Source organism: Flindersiella endophytica, from assembly GCF_054779015.1.
Window position 1 is genome coordinate 737,030 of the sequence record NZ_BAAGYY010000023.1, and the last position, 21,297, is coordinate 758,326.

At 69.5% G+C, this 21,297-nt stretch carries 28 protein-coding genes; 12 read left to right on the forward strand and 16 right to left on the reverse strand.

Going from position 1 to position 21,297, the window contains the following annotated elements; genetic code table 11:
* Positions 1 to 9: 9 nt before the first annotated feature.
* Both ACYVF6_RS27760 and ACYVF6_RS27765 read right to left on the reverse strand, forming a co-directional pair.
* Complete coding sequence (locus ACYVF6_RS27760; protein WP_460525512.1) at positions 10 to 771, reverse strand: ABC transporter permease; 762 nt, start codon at positions 769 to 771, stop codon at positions 10 to 12.
* On the reverse strand, positions 761 to 1,705 hold the full coding sequence (locus ACYVF6_RS27765) for an ABC transporter ATP-binding protein (protein WP_460525513.1): 945 nt from the start codon (positions 1,703 to 1,705) through the stop codon (positions 761 to 763). The genes ACYVF6_RS27760 and ACYVF6_RS27765 overlap by 11 nt, the downstream gene beginning before the upstream one ends.
* A gap of 63 nt (positions 1,706 to 1,768) precedes the next feature.
* Between ACYVF6_RS27765 and ACYVF6_RS27770 the strand changes: the two genes are divergently transcribed.
* Genes ACYVF6_RS27770 through ACYVF6_RS27780 form a run of 3 tightly spaced genes read left to right on the forward strand, consistent with a single transcriptional unit; the run spans position 1,769 to position 3,527 of the window.
* Positions 1,769 to 2,398, forward strand: coding sequence for a TetR/AcrR family transcriptional regulator (locus tag ACYVF6_RS27770; RefSeq protein ID WP_460525514.1), 630 nt, complete (start codon positions 1,769 to 1,771; stop codon positions 2,396 to 2,398).
* 50 nt (positions 2,399 to 2,448) lie between these two features.
* Entirely contained in the window at positions 2,449 to 2,889 is a 441-nt protein-coding gene (locus ACYVF6_RS27775; RefSeq protein WP_460525515.1) for a nitroreductase family deazaflavin-dependent oxidoreductase, read from the forward strand.
* On the forward strand, positions 2,886 to 3,527 hold the full coding sequence (locus ACYVF6_RS27780; RefSeq protein ID WP_460525516.1) for an SIMPL domain-containing protein: 642 nt from the start codon (positions 2,886 to 2,888) through the stop codon (positions 3,525 to 3,527). The genes ACYVF6_RS27775 and ACYVF6_RS27780 overlap by 4 nt, the downstream gene beginning before the upstream one ends.
* 3 nt (positions 3,528 to 3,530) lie before the next feature.
* Here ACYVF6_RS27780 and ACYVF6_RS27785 read toward each other — a convergent pair whose 3' ends face one another.
* Genes ACYVF6_RS27785 through ACYVF6_RS27795 form a run of 3 tightly spaced genes read right to left on the reverse strand, consistent with a single transcriptional unit; the run spans position 3,531 to position 5,194 of the window.
* A complete protein-coding gene (locus ACYVF6_RS27785) occupies positions 3,531 to 4,316 on the reverse strand; it encodes a hypothetical protein (RefSeq protein WP_460525517.1) in 786 nt (261 codons plus the stop codon).
* On the reverse strand, positions 4,309 to 4,887 hold the full coding sequence (locus ACYVF6_RS27790) for an RNA polymerase sigma factor (RefSeq protein WP_460525519.1): 579 nt from the start codon (positions 4,885 to 4,887) through the stop codon (positions 4,309 to 4,311). Before ACYVF6_RS27790 ends, ACYVF6_RS27785 begins: the two co-directional genes overlap by 8 nt.
* 52 nt (positions 4,888 to 4,939) lie before the next feature.
* A complete protein-coding gene (locus ACYVF6_RS27795; RefSeq protein WP_460525520.1) occupies positions 4,940 to 5,194 on the reverse strand; it encodes a DUF5302 domain-containing protein in 255 nt (84 codons plus the stop codon).
* Positions 5,195 to 5,411: 217 nt separating this feature from the next.
* Here ACYVF6_RS27795 and ACYVF6_RS27800 point away from each other — a divergent pair, with 217 nt between their 5' ends.
* From ACYVF6_RS27800 to ACYVF6_RS27810, 3 genes are all read left to right on the forward strand, one after another.
* Positions 5,412 to 6,470, forward strand: a complete 1,059-nt coding sequence (locus tag ACYVF6_RS27800) for a radical SAM family protein (protein ID WP_460525521.1) — start codon at positions 5,412 to 5,414, stop codon at positions 6,468 to 6,470.
* Positions 6,471 to 6,574: 104 nt separating this feature from the next.
* On the forward strand, positions 6,575 to 7,798 hold the full coding sequence (locus ACYVF6_RS27805) for an acetyl-CoA C-acetyltransferase (RefSeq protein WP_460525522.1): 1,224 nt from the start codon (positions 6,575 to 6,577) through the stop codon (positions 7,796 to 7,798).
* Positions 7,799 to 7,831: 33 nt separating this feature from the next.
* Entirely contained in the window at positions 7,832 to 8,308 is a 477-nt protein-coding gene (locus ACYVF6_RS27810; protein WP_460525523.1) for a PPOX class F420-dependent oxidoreductase, read from the forward strand.
* A gap of 27 nt (positions 8,309 to 8,335) precedes the next feature.
* On the opposite strand, the gene ACYVF6_RS27815 is transcribed toward ACYVF6_RS27810, so the two are convergent.
* A complete protein-coding gene (locus ACYVF6_RS27815; RefSeq protein WP_460525524.1) occupies positions 8,336 to 8,530 on the reverse strand; it encodes a hypothetical protein in 195 nt (64 codons plus the stop codon).
* A 349-nt stretch (positions 8,531 to 8,879) separates the two neighbouring features.
* Here ACYVF6_RS27815 and ACYVF6_RS27820 point away from each other — a divergent pair, with 349 nt between their 5' ends.
* The gene (locus ACYVF6_RS27820) at positions 8,880 to 9,110 is read left to right on the forward strand and encodes a DUF4287 domain-containing protein (protein WP_460525526.1); all 231 of its coding nucleotides are present in this window, start codon (positions 8,880 to 8,882) and stop codon (positions 9,108 to 9,110) included.
* 206 nt (positions 9,111 to 9,316) lie between these two features.
* Here ACYVF6_RS27820 and ACYVF6_RS27825 read toward each other — a convergent pair whose 3' ends face one another.
* Complete coding sequence (locus ACYVF6_RS27825; protein WP_460525527.1) at positions 9,317 to 10,141, reverse strand: Bax inhibitor-1/YccA family protein; 825 nt, start codon at positions 10,139 to 10,141, stop codon at positions 9,317 to 9,319.
* Positions 10,142 to 10,270: 129 nt separating this feature from the next.
* On the reverse strand, positions 10,271 to 10,633 hold the full coding sequence (locus ACYVF6_RS27830) for a MerR family transcriptional regulator (protein ID WP_460525528.1): 363 nt from the start codon (positions 10,631 to 10,633) through the stop codon (positions 10,271 to 10,273).
* A gap of 54 nt (positions 10,634 to 10,687) precedes the next feature.
* Here ACYVF6_RS27830 and ACYVF6_RS27835 point away from each other — a divergent pair, with 54 nt between their 5' ends.
* Positions 10,688 to 11,743, forward strand: coding sequence for an alkene reductase (locus ACYVF6_RS27835; RefSeq protein ID WP_460525529.1), 1,056 nt, complete (start codon positions 10,688 to 10,690; stop codon positions 11,741 to 11,743).
* On the opposite strand, the gene ACYVF6_RS27840 is transcribed toward ACYVF6_RS27835, so the two are convergent.
* From ACYVF6_RS27840 to ACYVF6_RS27850, 3 genes are read right to left on the reverse strand one after another with little or no spacing between them, the layout of a single operon-like run.
* Positions 11,731 to 12,123, reverse strand: a complete 393-nt coding sequence (locus tag ACYVF6_RS27840) for an MmcQ/YjbR family DNA-binding protein (RefSeq protein ID WP_460525530.1) — start codon at positions 12,121 to 12,123, stop codon at positions 11,731 to 11,733. The two genes, ACYVF6_RS27835 and ACYVF6_RS27840, sit on opposite strands and share 13 nt — an antisense overlap.
* Positions 12,124 to 12,175: 52 nt before the next feature.
* Complete coding sequence (locus tag ACYVF6_RS27845; RefSeq protein ID WP_460525531.1) at positions 12,176 to 12,760, reverse strand: dihydrofolate reductase family protein; 585 nt, start codon at positions 12,758 to 12,760, stop codon at positions 12,176 to 12,178.
* A 10-nt stretch (positions 12,761 to 12,770) separates the two neighbouring features.
* The gene (locus ACYVF6_RS27850; RefSeq protein ID WP_460525532.1) at positions 12,771 to 13,163 is read right to left on the reverse strand and encodes a VOC family protein; all 393 of its coding nucleotides are present in this window, start codon (positions 13,161 to 13,163) and stop codon (positions 12,771 to 12,773) included.
* Between the two features lie 18 nt (positions 13,164 to 13,181).
* Between ACYVF6_RS27850 and ACYVF6_RS27855 the strand changes: the two genes are divergently transcribed.
* Positions 13,182 to 13,331, forward strand: coding sequence for a hypothetical protein (locus tag ACYVF6_RS27855; RefSeq protein WP_460525533.1), 150 nt, complete (start codon positions 13,182 to 13,184; stop codon positions 13,329 to 13,331).
* Here ACYVF6_RS27855 and ACYVF6_RS27860 read toward each other — a convergent pair whose 3' ends face one another.
* The 4 genes from ACYVF6_RS27860 to ACYVF6_RS27875 form a co-directional block, all read right to left on the reverse strand.
* Positions 13,332 to 13,727: an ArsR/SmtB family transcription factor gene (locus ACYVF6_RS27860; protein ID WP_460525534.1), complete on the reverse strand. Its 396-nt coding sequence runs from the start codon at positions 13,725 to 13,727 to the stop codon at positions 13,332 to 13,334.
* Between the two features lie 154 nt (positions 13,728 to 13,881).
* Entirely contained in the window at positions 13,882 to 14,382 is a 501-nt protein-coding gene (locus tag ACYVF6_RS27865; RefSeq protein ID WP_460525535.1) for an SRPBCC family protein, read from the reverse strand.
* Positions 14,379 to 14,753 (reverse strand): ArsR/SmtB family transcription factor, encoded by a 375-nt coding sequence (locus tag ACYVF6_RS27870; RefSeq protein WP_460525536.1) that lies wholly within the window; start codon positions 14,751 to 14,753, stop codon positions 14,379 to 14,381. The genes ACYVF6_RS27865 and ACYVF6_RS27870 overlap by 4 nt, the downstream gene beginning before the upstream one ends.
* Positions 14,754 to 14,817: 64 nt before the next feature.
* On the reverse strand, positions 14,818 to 17,571 hold the full coding sequence (locus ACYVF6_RS27875; RefSeq protein ID WP_460525537.1) for an ATP-binding protein: 2,754 nt from the start codon (positions 17,569 to 17,571) through the stop codon (positions 14,818 to 14,820).
* 101 nt (positions 17,572 to 17,672) lie between these two features.
* Here ACYVF6_RS27875 and ACYVF6_RS27880 point away from each other — a divergent pair, with 101 nt between their 5' ends.
* From ACYVF6_RS27880 to ACYVF6_RS27890, 3 genes are all read left to right on the forward strand, one after another.
* Positions 17,673 to 18,305 carry a dihydrofolate reductase family protein gene (locus ACYVF6_RS27880; RefSeq protein ID WP_460525538.1) on the forward strand — a complete coding sequence of 211 codons (633 nt, stop codon included), beginning with the start codon at positions 17,673 to 17,675 and terminating at the stop codon, positions 18,303 to 18,305.
* Between the two features lie 5 nt (positions 18,306 to 18,310).
* Positions 18,311 to 19,102, forward strand: coding sequence for an SDR family NAD(P)-dependent oxidoreductase (locus tag ACYVF6_RS27885; protein WP_460525539.1), 792 nt, complete (start codon positions 18,311 to 18,313; stop codon positions 19,100 to 19,102).
* A gap of 157 nt (positions 19,103 to 19,259) precedes the next feature.
* Positions 19,260 to 20,366 (forward strand): DUF4185 domain-containing protein, encoded by a 1,107-nt coding sequence (locus tag ACYVF6_RS27890; protein WP_460525540.1) that lies wholly within the window; start codon positions 19,260 to 19,262, stop codon positions 20,364 to 20,366.
* A 194-nt stretch (positions 20,367 to 20,560) separates the two neighbouring features.
* Here the strand turns inward: ACYVF6_RS27890 and ACYVF6_RS27895 are convergent.
* Positions 20,561 to 21,297: transposase (locus ACYVF6_RS27895; RefSeq protein WP_460525541.1), on the reverse strand; the 737-nt coding region annotated here is incomplete at its 5' end.

Consider the following 21,297-nt stretch of genomic DNA (forward strand, 5'->3'; position numbering starts at 1 on the left):
GATCGGACTCTAGCGCGTCGTACGCAGTCCGCCCCGGCGAAGCCGGAACGCCGCCAGCGCGCAAGCACACAACGCGATTCCCAGCAGCACCAACGACCACAGCAGCGCACCGGCGACGTCACCGGCGAACGCCGCACGGTAGGCGGAGATCGCCCAGTACGCCGGTGACAGCACCGCCACCGGCTGTACGAAGGCGGGCAACAGCGCGTGCGGCACCAGCGCGCCACCGAGCACGCTGAGCGACATCGCGCCGAGGTCCTTGGCCGCGTTCAGCTGCCCGTTGGTGCCGACCACCAGTCCCAGCAGCGCCGCGCCCGACAGCAACGTCACCGACCAGACCGCCACGACCGCCAGCACCAGCAGCGGATTCGGTCCGACGTCGAGGCCGATCACGACGACCGCGTAGAACAGCAACAGGATCTGCTGCAACATCAGCACGACGTAGAGCGGGGCGAGCTTGCCGACCAGGATCGTCCATCCCGGCAAGGGCGCGGCCCGCAGCCGATCGAGGGTGTGCCGGTCGCGTTCCTGGAAAATGTGCGCCGCCGCGACGCCGAGCGCGAACAGCGAGAACATCACCGCCTGGCCGGCGCCGAGCTGTGCGGCGCCGTTGTTTCCAAGGGCTTGCAGGTAGATCGACTGCAGCGCCGTCATCAGCAGGATCGGGATCACGAGATAGCTGGCGAGCGGTGCCGGATCGCGCAGGACGAGCAGGAAGTTGTGCCGGATCAGCGACGGCAGCGGGCGGTCCGCCAAGACATCAAGCGACATTGGACAGGTCCTCCCCAAGCGAGTGTGCGAGGTCGTCGAGCGACGGCCCTTCGACTTCGACCTCGGCCAGCGACCGGGCCAGCTCCGGCTCCTTGCCGAGCAGGTCGGCCAGCAGCCGGCCGGGCTCGGAGACGGCGATCCGCGCTTCCCGCTCGTCGAGCTCCACCGCGGCCCCGTTCCCGGCTCCGGCCCCGGCCACCGCTCGCAGCAGCTCGGCCGTCGGTGGGCCGATCGGCTCCCGGAACGCCAACCGCAGCAGGCCAGGCAGCCCGGACACCAGCTCCCGCCGGGCACCGCGCCCGACCAGCCGCCCGGCGACCATCACCGCGAGCGTGGCGTCGAGCTCCTCGAGCTCGGGCAGGTAGTGCGTGGTGTACAGCACTGCCGCTCCCGCGTCGGCTCGCGCCCGGACGGCCGCCAGCAACGCCCGCCTGGTGTCTGGATCAGCGCCGACCGTCGGCTCGTCGAGCACCAGCAACGGCGGCGAGTGCACCAGCGCCGACGCGGTCTGCGTACGCCGGCGCTGCCCGCCCGACAGCACACCGACCCGGCGGTCGAGGACGGCCGTGAGCGCCATCTCCTCCGCGGTCTGCTCGACCGCGCGGCGGGCCGCCGCACCGCGCAGGCCACCGAACGTGGCGAACAACCGCAGGTGCTCGCGTACGGTGATCGCGGGGTAGAGCGCCTCCTCCTGCGGCGCCAAGCCGAGCCGGCGCCGCACGGCCAGCGGATCGCGCGCCGTGTCGATGCCGTCGACCAGCGCCTGGCCCGCGTCCGGCACGAGCAGCCCGGCGATCGCTCCGACCAGGGTGGACTTGCCCGCGCCGTTGTGCCCGATCAGGCCGGTCACCTCGCCCCGGCTGACCTGCAGGTCGAGCCCGGCCAGCGCGGTCACCCGACCGTACGCCTTCCGCAGCCCACGAACCTCGAGCATCGCGCGGCCACCCCTTCCGGCTAAATGATCTACGTTGTATACCTACGACTAGAATGCATCCTCATGGCGCGCAGGTCAACCCCGAAGCTCACCCGCGATGCGATCCTGCAGGCGGCGCTCGACCTCGCCGACGACGGCGGGCTCCAGGCGGTCACGATGCGGGCCGTCGCCGAGCGGCTCGGTGTCACGGCGATGGCGCTCTACGCGCACGTCGGCGACAAGGACGGCCTGCTCGACGGCCTGGTCGAGCGGATCCTCGCCGACTTCCCCAAGTCCAGAGCCGGGCTGAACTGGGAAGAGCAGTTGCGCGAGCTCGGCGCCGGCGCGATCGCCGTCGCCCGGCGGCACCCGCAGGCGTTCCCGCTGCTGCTCAACCGCCCGGCCGTCACCAAGGGCGCGCTGCGTACGCGAGAAGTGGTCTTCGCCGCCCTGCTCGGCGCCGGCGTGCCGGAGGCTGACGTGCCGAGGCTGGAACGGCTGATCAGCACGCTCGTCCTCGGCTACGCGGTGTCGGCGACCACCGGCCGGTTCGGCATCAACCGCACGCCGCCGGAGCGGATCGCCGAGCTGCCGGCCGAGGAGTACCCCGCGCACCATCGGCTGATCGGCGCGCTCTCCAAGGACAGGCAGACCGACGCGGAGTTCTTCGACGTCGTCTACAGCATGATCGAGCAGGCCGTCCGTTCTGGCTGAGGCGTGTGCACGCGGAATGCCCGCGCGGTCGCCTTGTGTTGTAAGCGATCATGAGCGACTTCTCGAACCCCATTGACAGCCCGACCGGCTGGGTAGCCGACCACATCAAGGAGTACGTCGAGACCGACGGCAAGGGCAGCGATGCCTGGTCGTTCACGGCTCCCACGCTGCTGATCACGACGATCGGCCGCAAGACGGGGAACGCCCGGAGATCGGCCCTGATCTACGGCCAGGACGGCGACAACTACGTCATCGTGGCGTCGAAGGGTGGCGCGCCGGAAGCTCCGCTCTGGTACCACAACCTGGTCGCGAACCCCGGTGTCGAGCTGCAGGTCGGCTCGGAGAAGCTCAAGGCCAGGGCGCGTACGGCGGTCGGCGACGAGCGCACGCGGCTGTGGAAGCTGATGGCGGAGATCTGGCCCGCGTACGACGAGTACCAGACCAAAACCGACCGTGAGATCCAAGTGGTCGTGCTAGAACCGGAGGCATGACCAAACGCCTGACCGGGATCGCCGTCACCGGGCACGGCACGGTCGCGGTCCAGCCGGACATCGCGATCGTGCAGCTCGGTGCGACGGCGGAGGCGAGCAGCGCGGCGACGGCGTCCGAACGAGCCACGGCCGCGATGCAGGCAATGGTTGACGCAGCCGCCGGTGCCGGGGTCGAGGAGCGCGATCGGCTGACCGGCACGCTGCGGTTGTCGTCCTGGCGGCCCGACATCGGGCAGCCGGCGCGGTTCTCCGCGCACCACGAGCTCACGTTGCGAGTTCGCGAGGTCCCGCAAGCAGGCGCGATCGTCCAGACCGTCCTCGCGGCGGGCGGAGACGCGGCCGAAGTACACGACCTCCGGCTCGCCGTCGAGCATCCGGAAGCCCACCTCGACCAGGCCCGAGCCGACGCGATGGCCGACGCCCGGCGAAAGGCCGGACAGCTGGCCGAGCTCGCCGGACGGCAGCTCGGCGTGGTCACCGCGGTGGTCGAGGATGCCGGTGGAATCCAGCACAAGAGCTACCCTCTCGAGGCGCGGGCGATGGTGTCCGACTCCAGTGCGGGTGGCTCGCCGCCTGTCGAGGCGGGGGATCTCCGGCTGCACGCACAGGTCCAGGTGGAGTACGCCTGGGACGACTGATCCCTACCTACTCGTCGACTCGGCGATGCCGATCGCCTCGGCGCGGGTGAAGTCGCCTTCCAGGCGGAGCGTCGTACGCCCGGACTGCCAGATCAGCGTGTTCGCGGCCAGCCTGGCCTCCGCCAGCCGGAACTCCTTGTCGCGACCGACGTAGCCGACCGCGTGCGGGCCCTCCACCCACAGGGCGACCTCGCCGCGGACGTCCGTCCACTCGAGCTGCTCAGCCCCGCCGACCTTCTTGAAGTACGCGAAGTCGATCGTGCCGTCGAACTGGTCGAGCCGCACTGGTCCCGCGTACTCCAGCGTCACGACGCGTGGCGGCCTGCCGTCGGCGACCAGCACGTTGGTCGGATCGCCGAGCGCCGCGGGGACGTGGACCTCGAACCTCGCGAGCCGCCTGGCCTCGGCGAGCGACACGGCACGTTCACCGGGGAGCGAACGTACGGTCGGCAGCTCGCTCGCCGGCATCGGCTGAGTCGACCGGCCGACCTCCACGCCGGCGAAACGCAGCAACGTGACGATGCCGTCGCGTACCTGCGGCGAGAACGCGACCAGTGCAGCACCGACACACACCACGACAACCGCGACCGCGAGCCGTCGCGGCCAGCCCTGCCCCGGCCAGGCAAGGCGGCCGCGTGCGGGCTTCGAGATCGGGACGTCGGCGACGCGCGAACGTACGGCCGCGACCATCGCCGCCGCCCCCGGCGGCGCGGGCTCGACCAGCAGCCGGCCGCCGAGCTCGCGCAGCTCGGCCTCCAGCCGCTCGTCCGGCAGGTTCGGCTCAGCCACCGGCCACCTCCTCCCGGCTGGAATCGCGCGCTCCGGTCAGGGCCAGCCGCAGGCGAGCGAGGGCCCGCGCGGTCCGAGACTTGACCGAGCCACGTGGCCAGCCGAGCAGCTGGGCGGTCTCGGCCTCGCCGAGGTCGAGGAAGTACCGGCAGGCCAGCACCCGCTGGTCCTTCTCGGGCAGTTTCCGGACCGCTGCGAGCAGCTCAGCGTCGCGTTCGCGGGAGACGGCGTGCGGTTCGGGCTCAGGCCCGCTCAAGTCGAGGTCGCGGACGGTGACCGCGCCCAGGCGAAGCACCATCCCGTCCCGCCGGCGGCGGGAGCGGTGGAGGTTCTTCGTCTCGTTGACCACGATCCGCAGCAGCCATGGACGAAACTCGCCGTCGAGCCGGAACCGGTGGAGGTTGCGGTAGGCCTTGACGAACGCCTCCTGCACCACGTCCTCGGCGTCGTCCCCCGCGCCGAACAGCACGGCCGTACGGTGCGCGAGCACGGTGTAGCGGGCGACCAGCGCGCTATAGGCGTCCAGGTCACCGGCTCGGCAGCGGGCAACTTCGTCCGCGTCGCCGCTCACACCTGCACTACACCGCAGGCGGAGGGATGGTTCCAGCTGGAGTGAGGCTCGTTCAGCCGCTCTTCCGGCGGAACTGACGCTTCCGCGTGGACGAGCTGTGCACCTCGTGCACCTTCGGCTCACCCAGCGCCTTCGGCGCGCCGCCGTCGGAGTGGGCCTGCTTGCGGTTGAGCGCGTCCCGGAAGCGCGACTTCAGGTCACCCGCCGGCTCGGCTGCCTGCTCGCCCTGCTCCGCCTGATCCACCTGCGTCGCCTCCTGGTCGCCCTGCTCCTCGCCGGCCTTCGGCTCGGTTGGGTCGCTGGACATGGGTGGACCTCCTGTGCGGGATACGTACGAACAAAGGAAGTCTTACACGACGCGCGGCCGAGTCGCCAGCCACGTACCCGTTCCGAAAAATCACTTGCGCCCGGTTCGGCGGCGTGGCAACGATAGACAGCATGTGACAACTCGCGGAACTCTCCCGCCCTGTCCCTGATCACCATCAAGCCATGAGAAGGATGGCCTACCTGATGGGTGTCCGTCTGTGTACGGGTGGCCGCGTACGACGCGGTACGCCACTCTCCAGCACGTCCTCGCCGAGCTCGGAGTCCCGTCCTATCGCCTGAACCAGGTGCTGGGCGCCGTGCACCAGCACGGTGTCGTCGACTTCGAGCAGATGACGCAGCTGCCGCGGAGCCTCCGCGACCAGCTCGCCGAACGGCTCGGACCTTCCTGGATTCGCCTTGCGCCGCTGGCGATCCAACGCGGCAAACAAGTCGAGAAAGTCCTGTTCACCAGCCCTCAGGGCGCGCGAGTCGAGACTGTGTTCGCGCGCTACGAGAAGGGCTGGACGTCGTTGTGCCTGTCGACCCAGGTCGGTTGCGGCCTGGGCTGCACGTTCTGCGCGACCGGCGCGGTCGGGCTCGTCCGCAACCTGACCGCGGACGAGATCTGTGAACAGGTGCTGCACTTTTCTCGTCAAGAGAAGGTTGACAGTGTGGCGTTCATGGGGATGGGCGAGGCTCTCGCCAACCCCCATACGTTCGGCGCGCTGGAGATTCTCAGCCACGCCAGGGCGTTCGCGCTGGCACCGCGCCGGATCACGGTCTCGACGGTGGGATTCCTGCCGGGCCTGCGCCGGCTGGTCGAGGAGCACCCGCACGTGACACTCACGCTGTCGGTGCACTCGCCGTTCGACGCCGAACGGGCCACGTTGATCCCGCTGCAGCAGAGGTTCCCGCTCGCGTCCTGCCTCGAGGTGCTCGACGAGCACGTCGCGAAGGCGCGGCGCAAAACCTACCTCGCGTACCTGCTGCTGGCCGGCGTGAACGACTCCGACGACCACGCCCGTGAGCTCGCCGAGCTGGTACGGGCGCGCAGCCGGCCGGAGCTGTTCCACGTCTCGGTGATCCCGTACAACGAGGCCGCGGGTGTCTCCGTGGCCTACCGCCGGCCGGAGGAGGGGCGGACCCAGCGGTTCGTCCGGCTCCTGCGCGACCGCGGCGTACGGGCGACCCGGCGGCAGCAGTTCGGCGGCGAGCTGGACGCGGCCTGCGGGCAGCTGCACGCGCGCTACCTCGAAGGAGGCGGCGCCATGACATAGGAACATGACCTAGAAACAGACGCAGCGAGACGTGACCCATCTGGCGTCCGCGCGGTGGCGGTATTACCCTGTGGTTACTGGCCGGTAACCACAGGAGGCTCGTCATGTCCGACGCCGTCATCGTCGCTACCGCGCGCACGCCGATCGGGCGGGCCGGCAAGGGCTCGCTGAAGGACGTCCGACCAGACGATCTGGCCGCGTTCGCGATCCAGGCTGCCCTCGACAAGGTGCCCGGGCTCGACCCCACGCAGGTCGACGACCTCTACCTCGGGTGCGCCGAGCCGCGCGACGAGCACGGCGGCAACATGGCGCGCCGGGTCGCCGTCCAGCTCGGTCACGACCACCTGCCGGCCGTCACGGTCAACCGCTTCTGCGCCTCGTCGGTGCAGACCGCACGGATGGCCTTCCACGCGATCAAGGCCGGCGAGGGCGACGTGTTCGTCTCGGCCGGTGTGGAGTGCGTGTCGCGCTACCAGGCGTTCGGCAGCGCCGGCGTCGATCCGGTCGACACCCACAACCCGGTCTTCGCCGACGCCGAGGCGCGGACGCTGAAGTACGCCGAGACCAACGACACGTGGGAGGACCCGCGTACGACCGGCCAGCTCCCCGACATCTACATCGCGATGGGGCAGACCGCGGAGAACGTCGCGACCTGGCGCGGGGTGAGCCGGGCGATCCAGGACGAGTTCGGCGTGCTCTCGCAGAACCGCGCCGAGGAGGCGATCAAGGCCGGGTTCTTCGAGCGGGAGATCTCGCCCTACACCCTGGCTGACGGCACGGTCGTCGCGAAGGACGACGGGCCGCGGTTCGGCACCACGCTGGAGAAGGTCGCCGGGCTGCAGCCGGTGTTCCGCCAGCAGGGCACGATCACGGCCGGCAACTGCTGCCCGCTCAACGACGGCGCGGCAGCCGTGGTGATCATGAGTTCGGAGAAGGCTCGCGAGCTCGGGCTGACGCCGCTGGCCCGGATCGTCGCGACCGCCGCATCGGCGCTGTCGCCCGAGATCATGGGGCTCGGCCCGGTCGAGGCCAGCCGGCGCGCCCTGGCCCGGGCCGGCATGTCGATCGACGACATCGACCTGGTGGAGATCAACGAGGCGTTCGCCGCGCAGGTCATCCCGTCGGCCGACGAGCTCGGCATCGAGTGGGACAAGCTCAACGTCCACGGTGGCGCGATCGCGCTCGGACACCCGTTCGGCATGACCGGCGCGCGCATCATGACCACGCTGATCAACGGCCTGCAGACCCGCGACGCTTCGTTCGGCCTGGAGACCATGTGCGTCGGCGGTGGCCAGGGCATGGCGATCATCCTGGAACGGCTGTCGTGAGCCGACTGTCGAACCCTCGGTAGGTTGGGCCGCATGAGCCCATCGATTGCCACGGCCGAGATGCCGGCCCGCGAGGAGCTGCTGGAGTTCCTGCGTACGCGCCACAACGGCATGCTCGCGACCACGAAGAAGGACGGGCGGCCGCAGCTGTCGCCGAACACCGTCGGCCTCAACCGCGACGGCAAGCTCGTGATCTCGTCGTACCCAGCGCGCGCGAAGGTCCACAACATCCGCCGCGACCCGCGGGTCAGCATCGTCGTGATGTCGCCGGGCTGGAGCGACCCGTATGTCCAGGTCGACGGCACGGCGCGGGTGATCGACCTGCCGGAGGCGGTCGAAGGTCTGGTGGAGTACTTCCGCTGCATCAGCGGCGAACACTCCGACTGGGACGAGTACCGCGCGGCCATGGTCAAGCAGGGCAAGTGCCTGATCGAGATCGACATCGAACGCTGGGGCCCCATCGCCCGCGGCGGCTTCCCGGCCGACGTCGCCGAGCGGATGGCGGAGTAGGCGCGCGCTGCCACCGGTGCGGCGGGCTCAGGGGAGGCGCGGCAGCATGTCGCGCCACTCCTCGAGCCGCCGCCGCAGCTCCTCGTCCCGCACCAGGTCGAGCAGCCGGACGGCGGGCGCCACCACGTTGCGGACACGTCTCAGCCTCCGCATCACCGGGACGTCCTGCTGCCGGTACGCCCACCCGGTCGAACCTGCTTCCCCGGGCGACATGTCCGCCACCGCCAGACACCCTCGAGCGCCTCGACCGCGCGCACCGTCCACCCGCGACGCTCGGTCATCGGCAGTGGCTCCGGCGAGACCGCTTCGAACGCGGCCTTCTGGATCTCCCCGAGCCACCGGTTCGCGTCCGCGTTCACAGCACCTCCGCATGATTTCCACTCTGTTGCGGCACCGCCCAGCGAACACGAAATGAACGCACTCCAACGCGAATACGGCTCAGATGATCATTCCTGACCGTAGGTGGGCAAAAACTCACTGCTCGTAATATGAACCAGGGTCTTGCGCAACCCCGAAACGTCAGGCACGCTCGACCCATGACCAAGTGACGCCAGTCCCACAGGAGGCTGCCATGGCTCTGCACCACTCCGAAGAGACACACCAGAACCTCCTATCCCGTATACCGCAGGCAACTGGACGTGAACTTCCCGAGTGGCTGCGAGCCCTCGAAGCAGGTCCCGCATTTCTTCGTTTCGAAGACAGGGTCAACTGGCTTCGCGACGAGTACGGCATCGCACACGGCCACGCTACGGCCATCGTGCACGAGCAGGACATGCTCCGCGCACACCGTTCCTTCCTTTAACGGCTTCGACCCCCACTCTCCGCAGCCGGCGACATGGGCGTGTCAGCCGAGCTGACGGAAAACCGCGGTCACGACAACCCACTGGTGTCCCTGGACCCGAGGGAGCGCAGCACCAGCCGTACGCGACCGCATCGAAGTGAAGTTGCCTGAAGTACGAAGCGCCCCTCGGCCGACCAGCCGAGGGGCGCTTTGCTTGACGACCGAGGTCAGTCGCTGTTCATGAGGGTGAGCGCCGCGATGATGCGCAGGATCTCGATGTAGAGCCAGACCAGCGTGACGGTCAGGCCGAACGCCGCGAACCACGCGTCCTTCTCCGGCGCGCCCTGCGCGATGCCCTGGTTGACGTACTCGAAGTCGAGCAGCAGGTTGAAGCAGGCCAGCGCCGCGCCGATCACGGCGACGATCAGCCCGATCGGGCCGAGTCCGCTCAGTCCGAGCCCGACGCCGAACAGCGACAGGACGAAGTTGAACATCATCGCGATGAAGAAGCCGAACGTCAGGCCGATCACGAACTTCGTGAACTTCGGCGTGACCCGGATGATCTTCAGCTTGTAGATCGCGAGCATCGCGACCGCCGCGCCGAGGGTGCCAAGCACAGCCTGCATGACCAGCGTCGTGGCCGCGGTGCCGGTGTAGGCCTCGACGACCATGCCGATCGCCTTGCTGGCCATCCCGACGAAGATGCCTTCGACCGCGGCGTACGCGAGGATCACGGCCGGGTTGGTGACGTGCTTGAGGCTGATGAAGAAGCCCAGGCCGACGCCGACCAGCGCAGCGCCGACGGTGAGGACGATCGACGGGGTCGGGACCAGCACCCACGCCACGGCGGCGACGAGGATCACCGTGCCGAGCGTGATCGCGGTGCGGACAACAACGTCGTCCAGCGTCATCCGGCCGCGCAGGGTCGCCGGGTCTTGGTACGACGGTGCGCTGTACATGTCGTTCAGCTGGTCGGCGCTCGGCGTGTAGCCGGCCGATCCGAACGGCTCCCGGCGTGAGAACACAGGGTTCTTGCTCTGTATGCGGCGCATGCCCATCCTCCTCCGCCTGCCCGGGCGGATCGACGATTCGGTGACCTTGGACTCAATAGTAATGAATCGGTAAAGTACACGCGTTGATTCCAGTGACGAGCGGTGGCCGCACGAAGTTCCCGATTCTGGTCACCGCGGCCCGCGGGCCGCGGTCATGACGCGATCGAGTGTGGACAGCGTCGCGTTCAGGTCGCTGATCTGGCGTTCGATCCGCTCGCGGGCCGATGCCAGGCTCTCGACGAGACCCGGCGCGGGCGTTTCGTACTCGTCGGTGCCCGTGCCGCAGACGCACGGCAGCACCTCCGCGACCGTGCTGCTGTTGAGCCCGGACGCGAACAGCAGCTGGATCTGCGCGACCCGCTCGACGTCGCGTTCGCTGAAGTAGCGGTAGCCGTTGGCGCCACGGCGCGGCTCCAGCAACTGCTGCTCCTCGTAGTAGCGCAGCGCGCGAACGCTCACGCCCGTCCGCTTCGACAGCTCACCGATCCGCATGTCGCGATCTTATACTTGACTCTCACGTCAACGTGAGGGTTTAGCTTCATCGACATGACACTCACACCGTTGTTGCAGCCCTACGAGTCCAAGCACCTCAGGCTTCCGAACCGGATCGCGATGGCGCCGATGACGCGCGGCCGGGCCGACGATGAGACCGGCGTGCCGCACCCGATGGCGGCGACCTATTACGCACAGCGCGCGACCGCCGGTTTGATCATCACCGAGGGCGTCTGGCCTGTGTTCCTCGGCAAGGGCGGGCCCGGCATTCCGGGACTGGCGACCGCCGAGCAGGTGGGCGGCTGGCAGACCGTGACCGACGCCGTGCACGCGATGGGCGGCCGGATCTTCGCACAGCTGTGGCACGTCGGCCGGATCAGCCATCCGCGTACGTTGGACGGTGCCGTCCCGCTCGCGCCCTCGGCCGTGCGACCCGCCGGGTTGGTGCACATCGCCGGTGGCAAGGCGGAGTACGTCACGCCGCGGGCGATGACCACCCAGCAGATCGGCGAGACGATCGAGGGTTTCGCGCGGGCGGCCCGCAACGCGATCGACGCGGGCTTCGACGGGGTGGAGCTGCACGGCGCGAACGGCTACCTGATCCACCAGTTCCTCGCCGACAACACCAACCTGCGTTCGGACTCCTACGGTGGCTCGGTGCCGAACCGGACGCGGTTCGCGCTCGAGACGGTCGACGCGGTGGCCGCGGAGGTCGGCGCCGGCCGGGTCGCGATCCGGCTGGCGCCCGGCAACCCCGAGAACGACCTGGTGGAGGCGCGGCCCGCCGACGTCTATCGCCCGCTGGTCGAGGAGCTGGACCGGCGCGAACTGGCGTACCTCCACGTCAGCGAGAAAGGCTCCTACCGGGCGCTGGAGGACCTGCGGCCGCGCTGGAGCGGGACGCTGATCGGCAACTACGACCCGCCGCAGCCGACCGACCGCGCGCTCGGTGAGTCATTGCTGTCGCGCGGCCTGGCCGACGTGGTGTCGTTCGGGCGGCTGTTCATCGCCAACCCGGACCTGCCGGCGCGGTTCGCCACCGGGGCACCGCTGAAGATCGCGCCGGAGTCGGTGCACTACGTCGGAGGGGTGCACGGCTACGTCGACTGAGCTTGGTCGTACTCCTGGACCAGCGCGGGCGCCGCCATGCACCGCCACGCGTCGATCAACAGCTCCTCGAGCTCGTCGACGGGCACGTTCGCGAGCCGCACGAGGACGGCTGGGTAGCCGTTGTAGTGCGGCTCGGTGAAGTACTTCTCCGGCTCGGCGGCGATCAGCGCCTCTTTCTCGCCGACGTTGGGCACTCGCACGGCGAGCACGCCGGGGTTGGGGACCTTGGGCCGCTTCGGCTCGACGCGTTCGTTCCAGGTCCAGCAGAATCCCTTGGCCTTGCCCTTGTTGTTCGGAACGGAGAACCCGAAGCCGTCCTCACCCTCAGACGCCTCCGGCAGCCCGAGCGCGATCCGTCGTACGTCGTTCTGATCAGCCACGCTGTCCATGTTCCCAGCAACGCCACGTTGGCCGCTTGGAGAAAATGGCCGCCTAGACTTTGGCGTAGGTGAGGAACGCGGTTCCGGAGCCGAGCAGCTGGTGGTCGGTGAGCCGGAAGCGGGCCAGGTTGTAGCCGGCCTGGCTACCGAACAGCGGGATGCCCTTGCCGATCGCGACGGGGCTGAGCTTGATGACGAGCTCGTCGATCTCGGGGAACAGCGTGCCGGCCAGGTCGCCGCCGCCGACCAGCCAGATGCCCTTGCCTGGTTGCTGTTTCAGCTCGCGTACGTGGGCGGCCGGATCGGAGGCGACCACCTCGACGGCCGGATCGGGGCTCTGGCCGAGCGTGCGGGAGTAGACGATGTGCCGCAGATGGGCGTAGGCGTTGGAGATTCCGGCCGCCGGCCCGACCTCGTACGACCGCCGGCCCTCGACGACGGTGTCGAAGCGATCGCCTGCCGCGGTGACGCCGAGCGCCACGCGCGCCGGGGTCGGCAGCGTCTCGGGGAAGTGCTCGACGATCCTGCCGAGGTATTCCTCGTCGGGCGCGAACAGGTCGCCCGTCGGGTCGCCGCCGTCCGGGCCCGCGACGAAGCCGTCGATCGTCATGGCGACGAAGTAGGTCAGTTTCCGCACGCGGCAGAGGCTACCTGAGCTGGAGCAGGTCCCAGCGGTTGCCGTAGAGGTCCCGGAAGACGACGACCTGGCCGTAGGTCTCCGTGCGCGGCTCCTCGGTGAACTCGACGCCGGCTCGGGCCAGCCGGGCGTACTCCTGGTCGAAGTCGTCGGTCTGGAGGAAGAACGCAACCCTGCCACCGGTCTGGTCACCGACCCGCGACGCCTGGTGCTCGCCGGCGGCCTTGGCGAGCAGGAGCGCGGCGCCGTTCTGGCTGTGGCCGGGCGGCGCCACCACGACCCAGCGCTTGCCGCCGCCGAGATCGGTGTCCTCCTGCAGCCGGAAGCCGAGGACGCCTGTGTAGTAGGCGATCGCCTCGTCATAGTCACCGACGACGAGCGTCACCAGGGCGAGTCGTAACACTCGCTCATCGTGGCATGGATGTTGCACAGCGACCCGCCGGTCATCCCCGTCAGCGCGGCGGGCACCGTCGCCCAGCTCGACGAACAGCTTGCCGCGCTGGACCTCGTCCTGTCCGACGAGGTGATGGAACGCCTGAACACCGCGGGCATGGAAGACGCCGCCATCTAATTACAGCTCCATCTCCCTGAGGACGAGATCGAGCAACCCGGGAAAGTGCTCGTCGAACTCGGGAAGGCGTAGCCGGTTCAACCGCCGGCTGCCCACGTCCCGCTGCTCGACCAGACCGGCGTTGCGTAAAACGTTGCAATGCCGGCCAATCGCAGCCTCGGACAAGTCGGGATCGAGCGCCAGGTCGAGCGCATCACCGGCATGCGTCCAGTCCGTCCGCTTGGCAAGCTGCCGCAGTATCGACCGCCGTACGGGATCCGCGAGCGCCTCGAGCACCACCTGCAACCCGACCTCGCCAGGATGCACATTCACCAACCCAACCGCCCGAATCCCCTGCGTTTGCGGCCGTTTCTGCCGAGGCGTCCGCCTCTGCGACGAGCGGCCGGGCATGCGCATTCCCCCTCCCTCGCGAGCATCCGACCGAAACTGTACGCGGGGTTGGGGGAAGGCGCAGCAAAACCGCGAGTCAGGCGATATTTCTGAAACCCGGCCCAGGGCCGGACGTTGAAGGAGTAGTGCGTGGTTGCGCTCACATGTGGTTGAAGCCGGCTCAGGCGTAGCTCGGCGCGACCTCGTTGTAGCGCTCCTGCCAATCAGGCAAGGGCTCACCGGCCAGGCGGGCTTCGAGCCGGTCGAGGAAGGCGTGCGTGCCTGGGATGAAGCCCATGGTGTGGGACACGCTCAGGCCGCGATGGGTGAACACGAGGATCGTGGCGTGCTCGCCGTCTTCCTCGAGCTCGTAGCGCACCACGCTGTCGTCGACGATGCGCTGGTGCCATTCGTGCTCGAGCACGTGCGGCGGGTCCCAGACCAGGATGCGTCCGGTCATGCGCTTGGCGGCCTCGGCGGCGGGCGGGTCGCTGGCGACGGTCTCGATCTCGCCGCCTTCGCGGGCGTCGATGACGGTTTTGCCCATCCACTGCTCGCGTTCGTCGGGGTCGGTGATCGCCTGCCAGACGTCGTGGATGGGGTACGGCAGCCGGCGGCGGAACGTCATGACCGTGTGCTCGCCTTCGATCGTGAAGGTGCCGTTGCGGCTGGGAGTGCTCATGTGCGGTTGCCCTTCCTGGTTGGCCTGGCTGGCTTTGTGCCCTTACGGGGTTTCGGTTTCGCGTTGCGATGTTTGTCGGACAGGTGCTGCTCCAACGCGTCGAGATGGTCGGAGAAGTAGCGGCGGTAGCGTTCGAGCCACTCGTCGACCTCGCCGAACGCCTGGGCCCGCAGGGTGTAGATCCGCCGCTGCGCGTCGACGCGTACCTCGACCAGGCCGGCCTCGCGCAACACCTTGAGGTGCCTCGACACGGCGGGCTGGCTGAGCCTCGGCAACGCGGCGACCAGCTCACCAGCCGCGAGATCCCCATCCGCGAGCAGATCGAGCAGGTGCCGCCGATGCGGCTCGGCGATGGCCTCGAACACATCCATGGTTCGTTATATTACATGAGACGAATATAAACGCAAGCAGATGACGGCCCGGACTCCGGCGCAGTCAGCTGAGCAGAGCGGCCAGCTCGCCGCGAGAGGTGATACCGAGCTTGGGATAGGCCTTGTAGAGGTGGTACGCCACCGTACGAGGGCTCAGGAACAGCTGCGCCGCGATGTCGCGGTTCGACAGGCCCTGCGCCGCCAGCTGCGTGATCTGCAGCTCCTGCGGCGTCAACGCCGACAGGACATCCGGCGCGGACGACGTACGCGGGACCGCCGCGCCCAACGCGCCCAGCTCGGCGCGGGCTCGGGCGGCCCACGGCGCTGCCCCGAGGTCCTCGAAAGCCTTCAGGGCAAGCGAAAGCTGCTCCCGCGCCTCCGCCTTGCGCCGCCCCCGCCGCAGCCATTCGCCGTACAATAACAGGGTTCGCGCGTACTCGAACGGGCGCGAGTCGTCCAGCGACAAGGCCCGGACGTAGTGCGCCTCGGCCGAGGACTCCGGCGCCGTCAGCGCCAGGCAGCGCTCCAGCAGAGCATCGATCCAGGGCAGCCGGACGGTCGAGGCCCAGGTCGAGAACGCCGAGACCCGTTCCACAACAGACGAAGCCAGCCCCAGCCGCACCGCCGCCTCGACGTGGTCCGGTACGGAACGCACCACTGCCCCCTGGTGCCGCGTCGCCCCGGCGGCGATCGTCTCCAGGCGCTCGTACGCCTCGCGTACTCGCCCGGCCCCGAGATCGAGCAAGGCCAGTGCCGCAAGGCTCCACGTCACGCCCGCCGAGCTCTGCTGGGCGCTCGCGTCCACGTTCGCCGCGGCGGCGTGCTGGTGGCACGACTCCGAGTCGCCTTCGATGGCGGAGACATAGGCCAGCGCGCCCGACGCGTACGAGACCCACAACGGCTGGCCGGTGTCGCGGGCGATGCGGACGGCTTCGGCGCCGCTGACCTTCGCTTCGCGGTGGCGGCCGAGCAGCACCTGGACCAGCGCCAGATGCCCGAGCCCGCCCGGCAGCGCGTAGATCAGCCCGTCCTCGCGCGCGGCGGAGACCAGCGCGGACGCGACCTCCACCCCCACGTCGTCCCGCCCGGTCGCGAACGCCATCGTGCCCACCCGGAGCAGCGCCCGCGGACCGGCAGGCCCGGCAACAGCCGCGGCCGTACGAGCCGACGCCAGCACCTCCGACAACGGCGGAAAGTCCGCGACCGGACGCGAGAGCGCCACCGCCGTACCCCACCGCACCAGCCAGACCAGCCAACGCAGCGGATCGTCCGGTCCCAGCTCCAGCGCACCAAGCCGGTCGACCGTCTCGGCCATCAGCGAACGGTCGGTCGGCAGCGCCCAGGTCGCGTGCACCGCCTCGAGCAGCATCCAGAACGCACGTTCCGGATCCGACTCCGCCACCAGAGCAGCACCGTCGACCAGCAACGCGTGCGCCTGCGACAGCGCACCCCGCGCGAAGTCCGCCCCTGCCCGGACGGCGATCAGCCGCAGCCGCAACTCCGGGTCGACCACAGAGTCGGACAACCGCTCCGCCCGCGACCGCGCCCAGCCCAGCTGCCCGGCGTTCAGTCCCGCCTCGCAGGCCAGCGTCGAACGCCGCGCCGCCGCCGGAGCGGACTGACTCAGCCGCGCCGCCCGGTCGTACGCCGCAGCCGCAGCCGCGAAGCCGGTACGAGAAGCCGCCCGCCCCGCAGCCAGCTCCAGTTCCTCCGCGACCGACTCCGACGGTCCGCCGGCAGCCGCCGCCAGGTGCCACGCCCGCCGGTCCGCGTCGCCGTACGCCTCGGCCAGCGCCTGATGCGCGGCGACCCGCTGCACCAGCGGCGCCCCCTGGTAGACCGCCGCGCGGATCAGCGGGTGCCGGAACGCCAGCACGTCGCCCGCCAAGGTCACCAGCCCGCGCTCTTCAGCCGGCGCGAGGTCCGCCACACCCACTTCCAGCGCGGAAGAAGCCTGCAGGAGTACGGGAAGGTCGCCGGTGTCGTCGGCGGCCGCGACCAGCAGCCAGGTCCGCGCCGGCGTAGGCAGCGAGCGCACCTGGTGGTGGAACGCGTCGAGCACCCGGCTGCTCAGCGGCAACGGCGCCACCGCGGGAACCGAAGCCGCGCCACCCTCACGTTCGGCGAGTACGGCCGGCAGCTCCAGCAGTGCCAGCGGGTTGCCGTGCGTCTCGGCCACCAGCTGGTCTCGTACGGCATCGGGCAGCGAAGCCCCGCTGGACGCGACCAGTTCGGCGGCCGCCGACGCCGGCAGCCCCGCCAGTCGCAGCTCGGCGATCCCGCTCGACGCGAACGCACCGGCGTAGTCGCGGGCCGCGAACAGGACCGCGATCCCCTCCCGGTCCAGCCGCCGCGCCGCGAACAGCAGCGCCTCGGCCGACGCCCGGTCCAGCCACTGCGCGTCGTCGACCAGGCACAACAGCGGCGTGGCCTCGGCGACGTCCGCGAGCAGCGACAGCACGCCGGCGCCGATCATGAACCGGTCGCCGCCACTGCTCTCACCGGACAGCCCGAAGGCACCGGCCAGCGCCCGCTGCTGCGGAGGGGGCAGCGCGGGCAGGTGTTCGAGGACGGGCTTCAGCAGCAGGTGCAGGCCGGCGAACGGCAGCTCGGCCTCCGACTCGATGCCGGCACCGCGCAGCACCCGCAGCTCAGCCGGCGAGGTGGCCGTGGACGCCTGCCCGTCGGCGTAGTCCAGCAGCGCCGACTTGCCGATGCCCGGCTCGCCTCTGATGATCAGCGCACCGCTGGCTCCCTTGCGCGCTTCGCCGAGCAACGCGTCGATCGCAGCCTGTTCCGCGCCACGTCCACGCAACATGCCGCGACGATACCTGTTCGGCACGCCATCGGTACTGGCGCCCGAAAGTACTGATGCCGATGCTGATTCCGCCGCCCGCGGATCTTCGTAGCGTTCCGGTCATGACCAACCCAGGGACGAACACAGAGACGAACCGCAAGGTCATCGCCCACATCAGCATGTCGATCGACGGCTACGTCAGCGAGCCGGACGACGGGATGGCGTGGATCCAGGAGCACGCGGTGAGCACCCATTCGGCCGCGTACCTCGAAGGCATCTGGCGCAACGTGAGCACGTTGCTGCTCGGCCGGAAGAACTACGAAGGCTTCCACGGCTTCTGGCCGCAGGTCGCCAAGGACCCCGACATCGGCTGGTTCCCGCCCGACAGCGCGCCGCGGCACCGCGACTGCGCGATCTGGATGGACGAGGTCGAGAAGGTCGTGTTCTCGCGCACGTTGCGGACGGCGGAGTGGAGCAACGCGCGGATCGCGCAGCGTGAGCTCGAGGAAGAAGTACGCGCACTGAAGACCGCGCCCGGCCGGGACATCATGGTGCTCAACAGCGTCAGCATCATCCGGGCGCTGCTCAACGCCGGACTGGTCGACGAGTTCCGGCTGGCCGTCATCCCCGTGATCCTCGGTCCGGGCGGGCGCAAGCTGTTCGACGACGACGTACACCCGTCGAAGTGGCGGGTCGACGGGGTAACCACATTTCCGACCGGTGCGGTCGCATTCCAGTACGTGCGGAAGGGCTGAGGGCAATGCTGTTGAAGGGCAAGAACGCGATCATCTACGGAGCCGGCGGATCGATCGGCGGTGCGGTCGCCAAGGCGTTCGCGGCCGAAGGCGCGAGGGTCTTCCTGACCGGTCGTACGAAGGACAAGCTCGACGCGGTGGCGGCGGAGATCTCGGCGGCCGGCGACGGCCCCGGATCGGCTGACGTGGCCGTGGTCGACGCGCTCGACGAGCACGCGGTCGACGCGCACGCCCAGTCAGTGGTCGCGAGCGCGGGCAGCATCGACATCTCGTTCAACCTCATCACACGCGGCGACGTCCAGGGGATTCCGCTGGTCGACCTGACGACGGCGGACTTCGTACGGCCGATCACGAACGGCATCACCACGGCGTTCATCACGGCGCGGGCAGCGGCCCGGCAGATGGCGAAGCAGGGCTCGGGCGTGATCCTCGCGCTGGACAGCCGGTCGGCGGCCGGCAGCCCGATGATGGGCGGCACGGGACCGGCGGACGGAGCGCTGGACTCGCTGATGCGTAACCTCGCGCTGGAGCTCGGACCGCAGGGCGTCCGGGTCGCCGGGATCTACACCGCCGGCCTGCCGGAGACGCTCTCCCCGGAGAAGCTGGCGGCTGTCAACCCGAACCTGCAACTTGACGACGCGGCGTTCCAGGGCTTGCTCGGCCACCTGGACCAGATGCGCATGCTGAAGCGCTCGCCGACCCTCGCCCAGGTCGCTGCGACGGCCACGTTCCTGGCCTCGGACCAGGCGGCGGCCATCACCGGCTGCTTCGTCGACGCGACGGCCGGCATCCCGTAGCCGCTCGTTCGGGTAGGCCGGTCCGGCGGCGGATCGCATGGACCGGCCGGAAACGCCGAGAAACACAGGCAGCAAGGTGTCGCGCCGTTCTGGTGACCGTCGGTGGCGCTTATGGTGTGGATCCGATCGTTTCCAACGTGGCAAACGGGAGCCCACCATGCGCCGTGCGACGTTCCTGAAGGCAGCTGCCGGAGCCCTGCTCGGCTCGGCAGGTCTCGCCCTCGATCCGCGGCCGGCTTCGGCTGCCGCTCCCGCGGAGGCGACCGCCAGGCGAACGGGTGTCGACGCCCAGGCGATCGCGGTCACCAAGATCAAGGACCTCACCGGGCCCGGCCTCACCACGCAGTACCGCATGGAGGCCACCGACCTCGGCGTACCCACTCGCACCCCGGACGGCCGCCTGCTGTTCGTCTTCGGCGACACGTTCGAGAACGCGCAGGTGGGCGGCGGCTGGTGGCGGTCGCCCGTCGCGCTGTGGTCGAACACCACCGACCTGAACGCAGGCGTCACGTGGTCCGGCGCCGTCGGCGGCGATGCGGCCCAGCAGCTGTGGGCGTACGAGCACGACAACCCCGTCTTCTCGACCGTCCTCCCCTCCGACGTCATCACGATCGGGAGCACGATCTATCTGCAGGTCATGGTCAACAAGGGCCTCGGCAACGTCGTCTGGACCGAGATCTGGCGCTCCGACGACAACGGTGCGAGCTGGGTGCACACCGGCGCGAAGTTCGCGCCGGATCTGCACGGCGGCCTGTTCCAGCTGATCACCTGGGGCGAGGGCAACGACGGCTACGTATACGTCTACTCCACTGGGTTCCAGCGCGACAAGCCGATCATCCTGCAGCGGGTTCGCAGCAACCAGCTCACCGACGTCAACGCCTACGAAGGCTGGGGCTACGCCAACGGCGCCTGGAACTGGGGCAACCCGCCGACGCCGATCCTGGAGGGAAAGTTCGGCGAGCTCTGCCTGCGCCCGCTCGGCGGCAAGTGGGTGCTGACGTGGTTCAACGCCGGCGACTACCGGATCGACGGCATCATCATGGACACGCCGACGTCCAACCTCTATACGGCCTATCGCCAGACGCTGATCTGGGGTGGGCAGTGGGGCAACGAGGACGACTCGCACGTCGCGCAGTTGTACGGCGGCTACATCATCCCGGGCTCCACGATCGACGACCTGCACCTGTCGGTCAGCCAGTGGAACACCGACGCCGGCTGGCCGTACCACGTGATGCAGCACCGCATCCGCGGCTTCGGCACGTGACAACCGAGGTGCCTGACTTCTACGCCGGGCGCGCAGCTGCCGGCTAGCCTCGATCTTTCATGTGGCTGGCGATCGGTGGCGTTGATCTCGTGCTGGTCGTTGCTGGTGTGGGTGGCTGGGTGTGGGCAGGGGTGGTTCCCGGCGCTCGGTTCGCCGGTTGTCTGGGTCCTTGGTGGTAGGGGCGGTGGGCTTGGTCAGGCGGTTTGCAGCGCTGCGAGGCCGGTGTGGATGAGGTGGTTGTAGGGCCAGCCTTGTGGCAGGCGGAGTCGTCGCCGGCGCCCGGATTTGATGATGCGTCCGGCCACGGCCAGGATGCGGAGCCGCAGCCGTTTGGGTTCCCAGCGGCGGGCGGGTTCGTGGGTGTCCCAGGCGAGGGTTTGCATCCAGGCCAGGAGATCGGTGGCGAGGGTGACGATTTCGAGCCAGAGCTGGTTGTGGGCGTAGCCGTGGAAGGGCAGGTTAGGCATGCCGGTGTCTTTGGCGGCGCGGATGCGGTCTTCGCAGCGGGCGCGTTGCCGGTGCCGCACCTCCAGCGCCGATAGCGTCCAGCCTGGCCCGCGGGTGTTGGTGGCAAAGCAGGTAATGCGCCAGCCGTCGTGGTCGGTCAACCGCAGTTGGGCGCCCGGATGCGGGCGTTCGCGGCGGGCGATCACCCGCATGCCCTTCGGCCAGTCCTGCGGCCCGGGCCGGGTCGCAGGTGTGGGGTCGGGCAGCCAGGCGGTCAGGTCGGCCACCTGCGCCCCTTCACGAACCTCGCCGTCGCTGTCGAGGGCGGCGCGCCAGGCCTGGGCTGGCATCGTCTCGATCGCCGTCTTGACCGTTTCGTAGGCGGGGAACCCGATCGAGTACTCCAACCCTTGGTCGGTGATGTGGTGCAGGAACAGTTTCGAGCAGCCACCCGAATCCGTCCTGACCAGCACCTGGCCACGCT